The organism is Staphylococcus sp. HMSC069D12, assembly GCF_001810405.1.
Classification (GTDB): Bacteria; Bacillota; Bacilli; order Staphylococcales; family Staphylococcaceae; genus Staphylococcus; species Staphylococcus haemolyticus.
On record NZ_KV801108.1, the window covers coordinates 462,464 to 478,089 of the forward strand.

Sequence of the window (15,626 nt, forward strand, 5' to 3'; positions counted from 1 at the left end):
GAGTAGTGTGTGAATGGAGGCACGTGAATGAAAAAGAAATATTATATAACCATATCTTTAATAGTAGCAATCGCTATATTAATTATTGACCAAGTCACAAAACGGATTATTGCTACAACAATGAATATTAGTGATTCATATAAAGTTATTCCTAATTTTTTAAACATAACATCACATAGAAACAATGGTGCGGCATGGGGAATTCTTAGTGGTAAAATGGGATTCTTTTATATTATTACGATAGTTATTCTCATCGTACTTGTACTATTTTATATTAAAGAAGCAAAGTATAATCTATTTATGCAAGTTGCAATAAGTTTACTATTTGCAGGTGCATTAGGTAACTTTATTGATCGATTAGTTAATGGTGAAGTAGTTGATTTTGTTGATACTAATATTTTTGGATATGATTTCCCAATATTTAATGTTGCGGATTCAAGTTTAACAATAGGTGTATTGTTCATAATCATTGCCTTACTTAAAGATTCGAATTCAAAAGAATAGGAGACTATAATTTGAAAACACATGAATTTAAAATTGAAAACCAAGAGCTTGTTGGACAGCGTATTGATAAATTATTACCTGAATTCAATAATGAATGGTCTAGAAGTCAAATTCAAGATTTGATTAAAGAAGATTTAGTTACAGTTAACGAAAAAGTAATTAAGTCTAATTATAAAGTTAAATTAAATGATCTTATTATTGTTACAGAGAAGGAAGTTGTCGAAGCCGATATTCAGCCAGAGAACCTAAATTTAGATATTTATTATGAAGATGAAGATGTAGCGATAGTTTATAAACCCAAAGGTATGGTAGTACATCCATCCCCAGGTCATTATTCTGGTACATTAGTTAATGGCTTAATGTACCAAATTAAAGATTTATCTGGAATTAATGGTGAAATTCGCCCAGGTATAGTTCATCGTATTGATAAAGATACTTCAGGGTTATTAATGGTTGCCAAAAATGATATTGCTCATAGAGGGTTAGTGGAACAATTAATGGATAAATCCGTTAAAAGAAAATATACCGCTTTAGTACATGGAAATATTCCACATGATTATGGCACGATTGATGCGCCTATCGGACGTAACGAGAAAGATCGACAATCAATGGATGTCGTTGATAACGGTAAAGAAGCGGTTACACACTTTAATGTTTTAGAACATTTTAATGATTACACATTAATTGAATGTCAATTAGAGACGGGGCGTACTCACCAAATTCGTGTACATATGAAATATATTGGTTACCCTCTTGTTGGAGATCCAAAGTATGGTCCACGAAAAACACTTGATATTGGTGGACAAGCATTACATGCAGGTGTTATAGGATTTGAACACCCTGTTACTCATGAATACATTGAACGTCAAGCAGAACTACCTAAAGAATTTGAAACACTTTTAGAAGATATTCGCTTAAGAGATGCATAAGAAAAGAATAGTTTGGTAGCCCGCAAAGTTTCAACGCTTTGTGGGTATTTTTTCTAATTTCACATTTAATCAATGATTCTTTAATATGTATTTTTGAAAAAGTTTGTCTAATTTTTTAGTATTTCACAAATTCGATTAACTACAGTAAAAGTATTATTTATTTACAATTGATAATTTTAAAAAATTACATTGACTTATAGCTCAAAAAGTTTTAAGCTAGTAACAGTTCAAAAAAGAAATCGGTGTCTTTAAAAGAGAGTCCAGAGAGGCTTCAAAGACAATGAGTATAATTCTATATACTTTCTTAAAATAATTCAGCGAAATATATGAATTGTTTTATTAGAATGGCTTTATCATGTAATGTCTAACATTACATGTGCGTATATATTAATTTGCCCTCATGTCTTTGAAAAAGGCATGAGGGTTTTTAATTTTAAGAGGTGAGATAATGTCTGAGCGAATCATCATGGATGAAGCTGCAATACAACGTACTGTAACGCGTATGGCACATGAAATTCTTGAATATAACAAAGGTACAGAAAATCTTGTGTTACTCGGAATTAAAACGAGAGGCGAATTTTTAGCAAGACGTATACAAGACAAAATCAATCAAATTGAACAAAAAATAGTTCCAACAGGTACAATTGATATTACACATTTTCGAGATGATATTGAAATTGATAACAAGCAAATCACTCAAGATGCAATAGAAATTGATGCTGATATTAACGATAAGGTAGTCATCATCATTGATGATGTACTTTATACAGGAAGAACTGTTAGAGCTTCCCTAGATGCAATCTTGCTTCATTCTCGACCGATTAAAATTGGCTTAGCCGCACTTGTAGATCGTGGACATCGAGAATTACCAATAAGAGCAGATTTTGTAGGGAAAAACATACCAACTTCTAAAGAAGAATCTGTTTTAGTGTATTTAAACGAAAAAGATTCACAGAATGCAGTAATAATTGAATAAAGACCTTTTAAATCAGTACGAGAGACTGAAAAAGGTAAAGTATTCAAAAGTGAGTGTGGATTATGATGATAGAATGGTCAGTATTAATAACCATCTCACTATAATTGAATGCTTTGTCACGTAGATACGGATAACGATAAGTATGAGTGCTTATCTGTATGTTTACTACGATTTTTTAGTCTCTTTACATTTAAATGTAAAAGAGACTTTTTTTATGAAAGGAAGAAAAAAGATGGAAAATGAACAAATGTTTGAACGAACCGTCAAACCGGTGTTAGACGTACAAGACAAACCTAAACCAACACAATGGGCGCTACTGAGTTTGCAACATTTATTTGCAATGTTTGGTTCTACAGTATTAGTGCCATTCCTAACTGGCTTGCCAATATCAGCTGCTTTACTTGCATCCGGTATAGGAACATTGCTTTATATATTAATTACTAAGGCAAAGATTCCAGCATATTTAGGATCAAGTTTCGCATTTATCACACCAATTATTACTGGATTAAGCACACATAGCTTAGGAGACATGTTAGTAGCACTATTCGCAAGTGGCGTAATGTATGTCATCATCGGTATCCTAATCAAAATCAGTGGTACAGGATGGTTAATGCATTTACTTCCACCGGTAGTTGTAGGACCAGTAATCATGGTAATTGGATTAAGTTTAGCACCAACAGCAGTTAATATGGCAATGTACGAGAACTCGGGAGATATGAAAGGGTACAATTTAAGCTATCTGGTTGTCGCGCTTATTACATTACTTGTAACAATAATTGTGCAAGGGTTCTTCAAAGGTTTCTTATCACTTATACCGGTACTTATTGGTATCATTGTTGGCTATATTGTTTCAATCTTTATGGGGTTAGTTAACTTTTCGAATATTGCTAAAGCAAACTGGATTGACTTCCCACATATCTATTTACCATTTAAAGATTATGTGCCATCGATTCACCTTGGTTTAATACTCGTTATGTTACCAATCGTTTTCGTAACCGTAAGTGAGCATATCGGTCACCAAATGGTTATCAACAAAATCGTAGGTAGAAACTTCTTCGAGGATCCAGGTTTACATCGCTCAATAATCGGAGATGGTGTTTCAACAATGTTCGCTAGTATTATTGGTGGTCCACCAAGCACAACATACGGCGAAAACATCGGTGTACTAGCAATAACAAAGATTTACAGTATCTATGTTATTGGCGGTGCAGCGGTTATAGCGATTGTCTTATCATTTATTGGTAAGTTCTCAGCGTTGATTTCTTCAATACCGACACCGGTAATGGGCGGCGTGTCAATCTTATTGTTCGGTATTATAGCAGCAAGTGGACTAAGAATGTTAGTTGAAAGTAACATTGATTTTGCAAGCAACCGCAACCTAGTAATCGCATCAGTCATCTTAGTTGTAGGTATAGGTAACTTACTCATCAATTTAAAAGGTTTAGGTGTAAACCTTCAAATCGAAGGTATGGCACTAGCAGCACTTTCAGGTATTATCTTAAATTTAATTTTGCCAAAAGAAAAACAGGATTCAAAAAACTAATTTAACAAGGATTATTTATCAGGAGGCGCTTTATGAATAACTTATTATCTATGGAACATTTATCTAACGAGGACATTTACGATTTAATTCAAACAGCTTGTGATTACAAATCAGGAAAGCAAACCTTACCACAATTCGAAGGGAAGTTTGTTTCTAATTTATTCTTCGAAAATTCAACTCGAACTAAGTGTAGCTTTGAAGTAGCAGAACAAAAATTAGGTCTGAAAGAGGTTAATTTTGAAACAAGTACATCATCAGTACAAAAAGGTGAATCACTATATGATACCTGTAAAACACTTGAAAGCATTGGTGTTGATTTACTAGTAATCAGACATTCTCAAAATGCATACTATGAAGAATTAGAAAATCTTAATATTCCAATTGCTAATGCTGGAGATGGTAGTGGCCAACACCCTACACAAAGTCTTTTAGATATTATGACAATCTATGAGGAATACGGTTCATTTGAAGGATTAAACATTTTAATATGTGGTGATATTAAAAATTCACGTGTAGCTCGAAGTAATTTCATAAGTCTAACTTCATTAGGCGCAAATGTAATGTTCTCAAGTCCAGATGAATGGGTGGACGACTCATTAGATGCACCATATGTTCAAATTGATGATGTCATCGACCAAGTAGATATTGTCATGTTATTACGTGTTCAACATGAACGTCATGGTATTACTGGAGAAGCTAATTTCGAGGCAAATGAATACCATGAACAATATGGTTTAACAATGAATAGATACAATAAGTTAAAAGATAAAGCAATCGTAATGCACCCTGCACCAGTTAACAGAGGAGTAGAAATCGATAATGAATTAGTTGAAGCACCAAAGGCACGAATTTTTAAACAAATGACTAATGGCATGTATTTAAGAATGTCAGTAATCAATAAACTATTATCAGGAAAAGAGGCGTAAACATTGAAATTAATTAAAAATGCTCAAATTTTAGATAACGGTGAACTTAAACAAGCATCCATTTTAATAGATGGTCAGCACATCAAAGAAATTAACAATAACATTGAAGTAGATGAAAATGTTGAAGTAATTGATGCACAAGGTCATTTAGTAGCACCAGGTTTAATCGATGTTCATGTACATTTACGTGAGCCTGGTGGGGAACATAAGGAGACAATTGAAACAGGTACAAAAGCTGCAGCACGTGGAGGATTCACAACTGTATGTCCAATGCCTAATACACGCCCAGTACCAGACTCAGTTGAACATATGGATCGATTACAACAATTAATTCAAGATAATGCGCAAGTCCGTGTATTACCATATGCTTCAATAACTGTGCGTCAAGCTGGAAAAGAACATGTTGACTTTGATGCATTAGCAAAGCAAGGTGCGTTTGCTTTCACTGACGACGGCGTTGGTGTGCAGGAATCAGCAATGATGTATGAAGCAATGCAACAAGCTGCAAAGGTCAACAAAGCAGTTGTAGCACATTGTGAAGATAATAGTTTAATTTATGGCGGTGCTATGCACCAAGGTAAACGCAGTGAAGAACTTGGTATACCTGGTATTCCAAATATTTGTGAAGCGGTACAAATAGTGAGAGATGTATTATTAGCTGAAGCAGCTAACTGTCATTATCATGTATGTCACGTATCGACAAAAGAGAGTGTCAGAGCTATTCGTGATGCTAAAGCAGCAGGTATTCATGTGACGGCTGAAGTTACACCACATCATTTACTGTTAACTGAAGATGATGTTCCAGGGGATAATGCAATCTATAAAATGAATCCTCCTTTAAGAAGTAAAGAAGATAGAGACGCATTATTAGAAGGATTATTAGATGGCACAATTGATTGTATCGCAACAGACCATGCACCACATGCTAAAGAAGAAAAAGCACAGCCAATGACTAAAGCACCATTTGGCATAGTAGGAAGTGAAACAGCTTTCCCATTACTTTACACGCATTTTGTAAAAAATGGTGACTGGTCATTACAACAATTAGTTGACTACCTAACAATTAAACCAGCACAAACATTTGATTTACCTTATGGCAAATTGGAAGAAGGTTGCTTTGCTGACTTAACGATTATCAATTTAGATGAAGAACGTGAAATCAAAGGTGAAGATTTCTTATCTAAAGCAGACAACACACCATTCATTGGTTACAAAGTTTATGGTAATCCAATTTTAACAATGGTAGAAGGCGAAGTAAAATTTAAGGAGGATAAATAAATGCTTGAGCGACGTTATCTTGTATTAGAGGATGGGACTTATTATGAAGGGTATCAATTAGGATCTAATGATTTATCTGTGGGAGAAATCGTATTTAACACAGCGATGACTGGATATCAAGAGACGATATCAGACCCTTCATATACTGGTCAAATCATTACATTCACATACCCATTAATCGGTAATTACGGTATCAATAGAGATGACTTCGAAGCACTAACACCAACTTTGAATGGTGTAGTAGTGAAAGAAGCAAGCACACATCCTAGTAATTTTAGAAACCAAAAGACGTTACATGATGTGCTTGTTCAATACAAGATACCTGGCATTTCAGGTGTAGATACACGTAGCATCACACGTAAAATTAGACAACACGGTGTTTTAAAAGCTGGGTTTACTGATAATCGAGATGGCATTGATTCATTAATTAACACATTAAAAAGTACTGAATTACCTCGTGATGAAGTAGAAACAGTATCTACTAAAACACCTTATGTTTCAACAGGTTCAGATTTGAGTGTGGTCTTATTAGACTTTGGTAAAAAACAAAATATTGTTAGAGAATTAAATATGCGTGGCTGTAACGTAACTGTAGTACCATATAACACCACTGCTGAAGAAATATTAGCCATGTCACCAGATGGTGTTATGTTATCAAATGGTCCTGGTGATCCAGATGTTGTAGAGGTTGCAATAGAAATGATTAAAGGTATTTTAGGTAAAATTCCATTCTTTGGAATTTGCTTAGGACACCAATTATTTGCATTATCTCAAGGTGCAACATCATTTAAAATGAAATTCGGTCATCGTGGCGCTAATCATCCCGTAAAAGACTTACGTAGTGGGAAAGTAGATATTACAAGTCAAAACCATGGTTATGCTATCGATAAAAATTCATTGGTAAATACTGACTTAGAAGTAACTCATATTGCACTTAATGATGGTACAGTTGAAGGACTAAGACATAAAACATTGCCAGCATTCTCTGTACAATACCATCCTGAAGCAAGACCAGGTCCAAGTGACTCAAATTATTTATTCGATGAATTTATGACTATGATGAAAGAATTTAAAGAAAAGGAGCAAACAGCAAATGCCTAAACGTGACGATATACAAACGATTCTAGTGATTGGATCAGGTCCAATTATCATCGGACAAGCTGCAGAATTTGATTACGCAGGTACACAAGCGTGTCTTGCCTTAAAAGAAGAAGGCTACCGTGTCATATTAGTAAATTCTAATCCAGCAACAATTATGACGGATAAAGAAATTGCAGATAAAGTTTATATCGAACCGTTAACACACGACTTTATTGCACGTATCATACGTAAAGAACAACCTGATGCATTGCTACCAACTTTAGGTGGTCAAACAGGATTAAATATGGCTATTCAATTACATGATAGTGGTGTATTAGAGGCTAATAATGTGAAATTACTTGGTACAGAATTAAAGTCAATTCAACAAGCAGAAGATAGAGAGCTATTTAGATCATTAATGAATGATTTGAATGTACCTGTTCCTGAAAGTGATATTGTGAATACTGTTGGACAAGCATTTGCATTCAAAGATGAAGTAGGTTATCCACTCATCGTTCGTCCAGCATTTACTATGGGTGGTACAGGTGGTGGCATATGCTACAATGATGAAGAATTAAAAGAAGTAGTGAGTAATGGATTGCATTACAGCCCAGCTACACAATGCTTAATTGAAAAGTCAATTGCTGGTTTCAAAGAAATCGAGTATGAAGTAATGCGCGATAAAAATGACAATGCTATCGTGGTTTGTAATATGGAGAATATAGATCCTGTAGGTATTCATACAGGTGACTCTATCGTAGTTGCACCAAGTCAAACATTATCAGATGTTGAATATCAAATGTTACGTGATGTATCTTTAAAAGTTATTAGAGCATTAGGTATTGAAGGAGGATGTAATGTTCAACTTGCATTAGATCCACATTCATTTAATTACTACATTATTGAAGTGAATCCACGTGTATCTCGTTCATCAGCGCTTGCATCTAAAGCAACTGGATATCCGATAGCGAAATTAGCAGCGAAGATTGCAGTGGGCTTAACGTTGGATGAAATGCTAAACCCAGTTACAGGTACATCATATGCAGCCTTTGAACCAACACTAGATTATGTTATTTCCAAAATTCCAAGATTCCCATTTGATAAATTTGAAAAAGGTGAACGTGAATTAGGTACTCAAATGAAAGCCACTGGTGAAGTAATGGCTATAGGACGTACATATGAAGAATCTTTATTAAAAGCGATACGTTCACTTGAATACGGTGTACATCATTTAGGTTTACCAAATGGAGAGAGTTTTGACTTAGATTATATTAAAGAACGCATTAGTCATCAAGATGATGAAAGACTCTTCTTTATAGGTGAAGCAATTAGACGTGGTACAACACTTGAAGAGATACACAGTATGACGCAAATCGATTATTTCTTCTTAAATAAATTCCAAAATATCATTAATATTGAACATGAATTAAAAAATCACCCAGGAGATTTGGAATATCTTAAATATGCTAAAGATTATGGATTTAGTGATAGAGTAATTGCACATCGATTCGGCATGACAGAATCAGAAGTATATCAATTACGCCAAGATAACAATATTAAACCAGTATACAAAATGGTTGACACTTGTGCTGCAGAGTTTGAATCAACAACGCCATACTACTATGGCACATATGAAACTGAAAATGAGTCAATTGTAACTGATAAAGAGAAAATATTAGTGCTTGGTTCAGGTCCTATTCGTATTGGACAAGGGGTAGAATTTGACTATGCTACTGTACACGCTGTATGGGCAATTCAAAATGCTGGATATGAGGCAATTATCGTGAATAATAACCCTGAAACAGTATCTACTGACTTTTCAATTTCAGATAAGTTATACTTTGAACCGCTAACTGAAGAAGATGTGATGAACATTATTAATTTAGAACAACCTAAAGGTGTTGTAGTTCAATTTGGTGGTCAAACAGCAATTAACTTAGCAGATAAACTAGCTAAACATGGTGTCAAAATATTAGGTACGTCTTTAGAAGATTTAAATCGTGCTGAGGATAGAAAAGAATTCGAAGCGCTATTGCATACGATTGATGTACCTCAACCTAAAGGTAAGACTGCAACTTCTCCAAGTGAGGCACTAACGAATGCACGTGAAATTGGTTATCCTGTAGTTGTAAGACCATCTTATGTGCTCGGTGGTCGCGCAATGGAAATTGTAAGTAGCGAGGCAGAATTAGAAAACTATATGGAGCAAGCTGTTAAAGCTAGCCCTGAGCACCCAGTGTTAGTTGATAGATACTTAACAGGTAAAGAGATAGAAGTCGATGCAATTTCAGATGGAGAAACAGTTATCATTCCAGGTATTATGGAACATATAGAACGTGCTGGTGTGCATAGTGGTGACTCAATAGCTGTATATCCGCCTCAAACGTTAAGTCAAGAAGATATCGATACGCTAGAGGAATATACTATCAAATTAGCAAAAGGGTTAAACATCGTTGGTCTAATTAATATTCAGTTTGTTATTGCACATGACGGTGTTTACGTATTAGAAGTAAACCCTCGTGCAAGTCGTACCGTACCGTTCTTAAGTAAAATTACCGATAATCAAATGGCACAACTAGCTATGCAAGCTATTATGGGTACTCGTCTTAAAGACTTAGGCTATAAACAAGGTGTACAACCTTATTCAGAGGGTGTGTTCGTTAAAGCACCAGTATTTAGTTTTAATAAACTAAAAAATGTTGATGTGACATTGGGACCAGAAATGAAATCTACCGGTGAAGTTATGGGTAAAGATTTAACTTTAGAAAAAGCACTTTACAAAGGATTAACAGGTAGTGGTGTAGAAGTTAAAGATCACGGTACTGTTCTTATGACAGTAAGTGATAAAGATAAAGATGAAATTGTTAAAATAGCACACCGTTTAAATGAAGTAGGCTATAAAATTTTAGCAACTCAAGGTACTGCAGAAAAATTAAAAGAAGACAACATTCCAGTTGAAGTTGTAGGCAAAATTGGTGGCGACGATGATTTATTAACACGTATACAAAATGGCGATGTACAAATTGTCATTAATACGATGACTAAGGGTAAAGAAGTAGAAAGAGACGGGTTCCAAATTCGTCGTACAACAGTTGAGAATGGTGTGCCATGTCTAACTTCATTAGATACGGCTAATGCTTTAACTAATGTAATTGAAAGTATGACATTTTCAATGAGAACTATGTAGATTTACAACTTGAGAACGACAAGGGCGTTATATGTCAGTGAATATTTTTAAACTGATTATGACGACCAAGTCGTTCGTTTTCAAAGGAGCTATAATATGAAAGATTTACCTATCATAGCATTGGATTTCGAATCAGCAAATAAAGTTAATACATTCTTGGACCAATTTGATGAACCACTTTTCGTGAAAATTGGAATGGAACTTTTCTATCAAGCGGGGCCAGATTTGATTAAATCGATTAAATCTCGTGGCCATGACATATTCTTAGATTTGAAGCTACATGATATTCCAAACACAGTTGAAAAAGCAATGGAAGGCTTAGGAAAGTTAGATGTAGACTTAGTTAATGTGCATGCAGCTGGAGGTACAGACATGATGAAAGCCGCAGTAAGGGGGTTGCATAAATATAGTAATGATACAAAAATCATTGCTGTGACGCAATTAACATCTACAACAGAAGAAATGCTACGTAATGAACAAAACATTCAGACGACGATTAAAGAAGCAGTGTTAAACTATGCTACTTTAACACAACAAGCTGGTTTAGATGGTGTGGTTTGTTCTCCACTTGAAGCAGAATTGCTAACAAACAAATTAGGTTCTAATTTCTTAAAAGTCACACCAGGTATTAGACCACAAGGGGCAGCTGTAAATGATCAAAAACGTATTACTACACCTGAAGATGCTAAACAATTAGGGGCAACACATATCGTAGTTGGGCGACCAATAACCCAAAGCGAGAATCCTGTGGGAAGTTATCATACTATTAAAGAAAGTTGGTTAGGTTAATATGGCTAAAGAAATAGCAAAATCTTTATTAGATATTGAAGCGGTAACATTATCTCCGAATGACTTATATACATGGAGTTCGGGTATCAAATCTCCTATCTACTGTGATAACCGTGTAACATTAGGTTATCCTGAAGTGCGACGTGCCATTCGTGATGGATTAAGTCAAATGATTATTGAACAATTTGGTGACGTAGATATTGTTTCTGGTACAGCCACAGCAGGTATTCCTCATGCCGCTTACATCTCTGAAAAGTTAAATTTACCTATGAATTATGTTCGCTCTAAAAGTAAAAGTCATGGTAAACAAAATCAAATTGAAGGAGCAGTAAGTAAAGGGAATAAAGTGGTAGTAGTAGAAGATTTAATTTCTACAGGTGGATCTTCAATTACAGCAGTTGAAGCTTTAAAGGATGCTGGTGCTGATGTTTTAGGTGTCGTTGCCATTTTCACTTATGGTTTAAAGAAAGCAGATGACATGTTTAATGAAATTGATGTTCCATTTTATACACTAAGTAATTATAATGAGTTAATTGAAGTGGCTCCTGAAGAAGGAAAAATTTCTGAGAATGATATACAGACTTTAGTTGAATGGAGAGATAACTTGTAATATGGTATGTCAAAAGGGGGATTGATTATGATGACCGATAGTGAGGCCAATCGTTTCTATAACAATATGAAACATGTTAACGAATTCCTATATAGAGAAGAAGATTTTAAATCCCCGGATAACATAATGTCGATTGACAATAGTATTAGAGAAATGAGTGGAACTCAGTCAAAAGTGAGTATGGATTCATTTATCCATACGAGTGATTTCTTTAAAAAAGCTAAAGAAACGTTAAGACAAAAAGGTAAATTAGATTAAAAACGTGGTATATATGACTAACTCTTTTTCACATATAGTTAAAAAGTAGTCTTATATACCACGGTTTTATTTTAATAAAGAAAATATAAAACAATAAATTAGCGAATAAAAATTTTAATTAGTACCCATCCGATAAGTAAGACAATAATCATAGATAAAATCGGTATAATAAGATGCATCATATTAGAAAGCCTCCAATTGAACTTTAGTTTAATTTTAACTTGAAAATAGTATAAGTCAAAAATTTAGATTAAAAGAATCAAATATTCAAATTTTTTCAAAATAATTAAAATTAGTCTAAAATAAGTATTAAAAATATAGAGAGGGGAATTATTGTGGAAATACCGAAAATAACAACATTTCTAATGTTTAATAATCAAGCAGAAGAAGCTGTGAATTTATATACGAGTCTATTTGAAAACAGTGAAATTTTAACTATGGTGAAGTATGGTGAAGAGGGACCAGGCGTTCCTGGAACAGTACAACATTCTATATTTACGTTGAATGGACAAGTATTTATGGCAATCGATGCTGATAATGGAGAAGATTTACCGATGAATCCATCCATTTCTTTATATATAACTGTTGATAATGCCATGGAAATGGAACGACTATTTAATGGTTTGAAGAAAGAAGGCGCTATATTGATGCCTAAAACTGCAATGCCACCATTCCGCGAATTTGCATGGGTGCAAGATAAATTTGGCGTTAGTTTTCAACTCGCGTTACCTGAAAAATAAAAAATAGGATTAGGACCGAATGTATAAATGCATTTGGTTCTAATCCTATTCTTTATTATATAGTTATTTTGTCGTTCTTATTTGACTTTCATACTTTGGATTTTGTCATAATCTGGAGTTGCAAATAATGTTTTTTGATTGTCATAAGTTACAAACCCAGGTTTAGCGCCTGAAGGTTTATGAACATTTCTTATTTCTGTGTAGTCTACGGGAATTTGACCAGAATTACCCGCTTTTGAGAAATAACCAGCTAACATAGCTGCCTCTTTAATCGTTTCTTCACTTGGTGCATCATTCAAAATGACAACGTGTGAACCTGGAATATCTTTTGTATGGAACCATATATGAGACTTTTGAGCTTTACGATTAGTTAAATAATCATTTTGTTTATTATTTTTACCTACTAATATAGTATCGCCATCCGTAGAGATATATGTTTGAAGTTGAATTTTATCATTCTTTTTCTTTTTGATGTTTTTACGTTGCTTCATAAATCCCTGTTCTGCTAATTCATCGCGAATATCATCAATTTCATCAACTGTAATATGATCTAATTGTTGTTCAATATTTGCAAAATAATCTATGTTTTCACGTGTTAAATGAATTTGATGATCTAATTCACGTTCACGTGTTTTCATACGATTATATTGCTTGTAGTAATATTGCGCATTAACTGATGGTGATTTAGTAGGATTCAAAGGTATCGTTATTTCCTCATTGGTGTAGTAATTTAATACACTTACAGCGTCATCACCTTGATTAATGCGATAAATATTAGCGGTAATTAATTCACCGTAAAGTTGTTGCTTATCTTTATCTTTAGTACTTTCATATTCATCAATTAGTTTACTTAATTTATGCTGATATTTTTGAGATTGTTGTTGCACAAATCGAACTAAATCATTTGCGCGTTGTTTAACGCGTTCTCTTTCACCACGTGCATCATAGTAGCGATCTAATAATTCATGTAAGGACTCATATTCAACCATGTCATCATGAAATTGCTTTAATTTCATAAAATAAAAATCTTCTTTTCCAGTTTCATGATTTTTATGGAAAATAGGGACGGGTGTTTTCAATGTCTGGTTGATAACTTCGTCATATGCTTTAGGTAGTGTTTCCATTGTCATAAATTGATAGCGATTAACAATTTCATTAGTAATGAGTGGGCTAAAGCCTTCGAAAGTGTTTAATAATTGTTTCGCAATTTTACCACTATTGAAATCTATATATTTTAATGCTTCTTCGCCTGTTATATTAAAAGGGTTCAATTTGTTTTGAGTAGGTGGCGCTTCATATTTGAATCCTGGCATAACAGTACGATATTGATTGGTATTAGGGGTTAAATGTTTAAACCCTTCAATTATTTTGTAATTGTCATCAACAAGTAACAAGTTACTATGTTTACCCATGATTTCTAAGATAACCGTGCGGTAAATGGTATCACCAATTTCATCTTTACTTTCAATATCGATTTCAATACGTCGGTCATTGCCAATCTGACGTATAGCTTTAATAATGCCACCTTCTAGATGCTTTCTAAAAACACGAGCAAACATTGGTGGTTCAAATGGATTATCATATTTTTTAGTCGTAATATGCATTCTTGAAAAACTAGGGTGTATGGATAGTAATAGTTGATGATTTTTGCGATTTTGACGTATAACCATAAGGATAGTGTCATTTTCAGGTTGGTTGATTTTATGAATTCGTCCTGATACTAAAAACTGTATTGATTCAATCATTTTTTTAGTGAATAAGCCATCATATGCCATAAATAATTTCCACCTTCAATTTAATCATTCAGTATATTGTAACATGGTAGAATGATAGCGTCATGATTTAAGTTTATGTTGCATACTCTATACAATTTTAACTACAATATGATATTATATTTAAATAATAGAAGAATAGCTTAGAGAGGTCGTAAGGCATGGATAATGAAAAAGGATTACTAATTGTTCTTTCAGGTCCTTCAGGAGTTGGCAAAGGAACTGTTCGCAAAGAGATATTTGATGATCCAACTACATCATATAAGTACTCTATTTCAATGACGACACGAAATATGCGTGAAGGTGAAGTTGATGGTGTAGATTACTTTTTTAAGACGAAAGAAGAATTTGAAGCTTTAATTCAGGAAGATCAATTTATTGAATATGCTGAATACGTTGGAAATTACTATGGTACACCTGTTCAATATGTTAAGGATACGATGGCTGCTGGACATGATGTGTTCTTAGAAATTGAAGTAGAGGGTGCCAAACAAGTAAGAAAGAAATTTCCAGATGCATTATTTATCTTCCTTGCACCACCTAGCTTAGATCATTTGAAAGAGCGTTTAGTTGGACGTGGCACTGAATCAGACGAGAAGATACAATCCAGAGTAAATGAAGCACGTAAAGAAGTAGAGATGATGAATCTCTATGACTATGTTGTGGTAAACGATGAAGTCCATTTAGCGAAAAAACGTATTCAATCAATTGTTGAAGCAGAACACTTAAAACGCGAACGTGTTGAAGCTATATATAGAAAAATGTTATTGGAGGCAAAAAAATAATGTTAAACCCACCATTAAACCAGTTACAATCTAAAATTAATTCTAAATATTTAATTGCTACGACTGCAGCTAAGCGTGCACGTGAATTAGATGAAAGACCTGAAACTGCTTTATTAAGTGGATATCATTCAGCTAAACCTGTTGGTGAAGCGTTAGAAGAGATTGCTGGAGGTAAAATTACACCAGTAGTTTCTGATGAATTCACAATGTAAAAAACGAATTAAATATAATTTTTCATATGCACATCTT

Annotated in this window: 15 protein-coding genes; 14 read left to right on the forward strand and 1 reads right to left on the reverse strand. The window is 33.9% G+C overall.

Annotation, left to right across the window (positions count from 1 at the left end):
- The first annotated feature begins 27 nt into the window (after nt 1-27).
- From lspA to HMPREF2737_RS08065, 12 genes are all read left to right on the forward strand, one after another.
- Nucleotides 28-504 carry a signal peptidase II gene (gene lspA, locus HMPREF2737_RS08010; protein WP_037552363.1) on the forward strand — a complete coding sequence of 159 codons (477 nt, stop codon included), beginning with the start codon at nt 28-30 and terminating at the stop codon, nt 502-504.
- An 11-nt stretch (nt 505-515) separates the two neighbouring features.
- On the forward strand, nt 516-1,433 hold the full coding sequence (locus HMPREF2737_RS08015; RefSeq protein WP_037552361.1) for an RluA family pseudouridine synthase: 918 nt from the start codon (nt 516-518) through the stop codon (nt 1,431-1,433).
- A gap of 448 nt (nt 1,434-1,881) precedes the next feature.
- A complete protein-coding gene (gene pyrR / locus HMPREF2737_RS08020) occupies nt 1,882-2,409 on the forward strand; it encodes a bifunctional pyr operon transcriptional regulator/uracil phosphoribosyltransferase PyrR (RefSeq protein ID WP_037552359.1) in 528 nt (175 codons plus the stop codon).
- A 232-nt stretch (nt 2,410-2,641) separates the two neighbouring features.
- Nucleotides 2,642-3,952, forward strand: a complete 1,311-nt coding sequence (locus HMPREF2737_RS08025; RefSeq protein WP_037552357.1) for a uracil-xanthine permease family protein — start codon at nt 2,642-2,644, stop codon at nt 3,950-3,952.
- 32 nt (nt 3,953-3,984) lie between these two features.
- A complete protein-coding gene (locus HMPREF2737_RS08030) occupies nt 3,985-4,878 on the forward strand; it encodes an aspartate carbamoyltransferase catalytic subunit (protein ID WP_037552354.1) in 894 nt (297 codons plus the stop codon).
- A gap of 3 nt (nt 4,879-4,881) precedes the next feature.
- Entirely contained in the window at nt 4,882-6,156 is a 1,275-nt protein-coding gene (locus HMPREF2737_RS08035; RefSeq protein ID WP_037552351.1) for a dihydroorotase, read from the forward strand.
- Nucleotides 6,157-7,257 carry a carbamoyl phosphate synthase small subunit gene (locus HMPREF2737_RS08040; protein WP_037552349.1) on the forward strand — a complete coding sequence of 367 codons (1,101 nt, stop codon included), beginning with the start codon at nt 6,157-6,159 and terminating at the stop codon, nt 7,255-7,257.
- Nucleotides 7,250-10,423 carry a carbamoyl-phosphate synthase large subunit gene (carB, locus tag HMPREF2737_RS08045; RefSeq protein ID WP_037552347.1) on the forward strand — a complete coding sequence of 1,058 codons (3,174 nt, stop codon included), beginning with the start codon at nt 7,250-7,252 and terminating at the stop codon, nt 10,421-10,423. The genes HMPREF2737_RS08040 and carB overlap by 8 nt, the downstream gene beginning before the upstream one ends.
- Before the next feature lie 96 nt (nt 10,424-10,519).
- The gene (pyrF, locus tag HMPREF2737_RS08050) at nt 10,520-11,212 is read left to right on the forward strand and encodes an orotidine-5'-phosphate decarboxylase (RefSeq protein WP_037552345.1); all 693 of its coding nucleotides are present in this window, start codon (nt 10,520-10,522) and stop codon (nt 11,210-11,212) included.
- A gap of 1 nt (nt 11,213) precedes the next feature.
- A complete protein-coding gene (gene pyrE, locus HMPREF2737_RS08055) occupies nt 11,214-11,822 on the forward strand; it encodes an orotate phosphoribosyltransferase (protein WP_070650051.1) in 609 nt (202 codons plus the stop codon).
- Between the two features lie 27 nt (nt 11,823-11,849).
- Complete coding sequence (locus tag HMPREF2737_RS08060; protein WP_037552341.1) at nt 11,850-12,080, forward strand: hypothetical protein; 231 nt, start codon at nt 11,850-11,852, stop codon at nt 12,078-12,080.
- A gap of 335 nt (nt 12,081-12,415) precedes the next feature.
- The gene (locus HMPREF2737_RS08065; protein WP_037552339.1) at nt 12,416-12,820 is read left to right on the forward strand and encodes a VOC family protein; all 405 of its coding nucleotides are present in this window, start codon (nt 12,416-12,418) and stop codon (nt 12,818-12,820) included.
- 77 nt (nt 12,821-12,897) lie between these two features.
- Here HMPREF2737_RS08065 and HMPREF2737_RS08070 read toward each other — a convergent pair whose 3' ends face one another.
- Complete coding sequence (locus HMPREF2737_RS08070) at nt 12,898-14,595, reverse strand: Rqc2 family fibronectin-binding protein (RefSeq protein WP_037552337.1); 1,698 nt, start codon at nt 14,593-14,595, stop codon at nt 12,898-12,900.
- 158 nt (nt 14,596-14,753) lie between these two features.
- On the opposite strand from HMPREF2737_RS08070, the gene gmk reads away from it, so the two are divergent.
- Together gmk and rpoZ are read left to right on the forward strand one after the other, a co-directional pair.
- Nucleotides 14,754-15,377 carry a guanylate kinase gene (gene gmk / locus HMPREF2737_RS08075; RefSeq protein WP_037552335.1) on the forward strand — a complete coding sequence of 208 codons (624 nt, stop codon included), beginning with the start codon at nt 14,754-14,756 and terminating at the stop codon, nt 15,375-15,377.
- A complete protein-coding gene (gene rpoZ / locus HMPREF2737_RS08080; protein ID WP_037552333.1) occupies nt 15,377-15,589 on the forward strand; it encodes a DNA-directed RNA polymerase subunit omega in 213 nt (70 codons plus the stop codon). The genes gmk and rpoZ overlap by 1 nt, the downstream gene beginning before the upstream one ends.
- Nucleotides 15,590-15,626 lie beyond the last annotated feature (37 nt).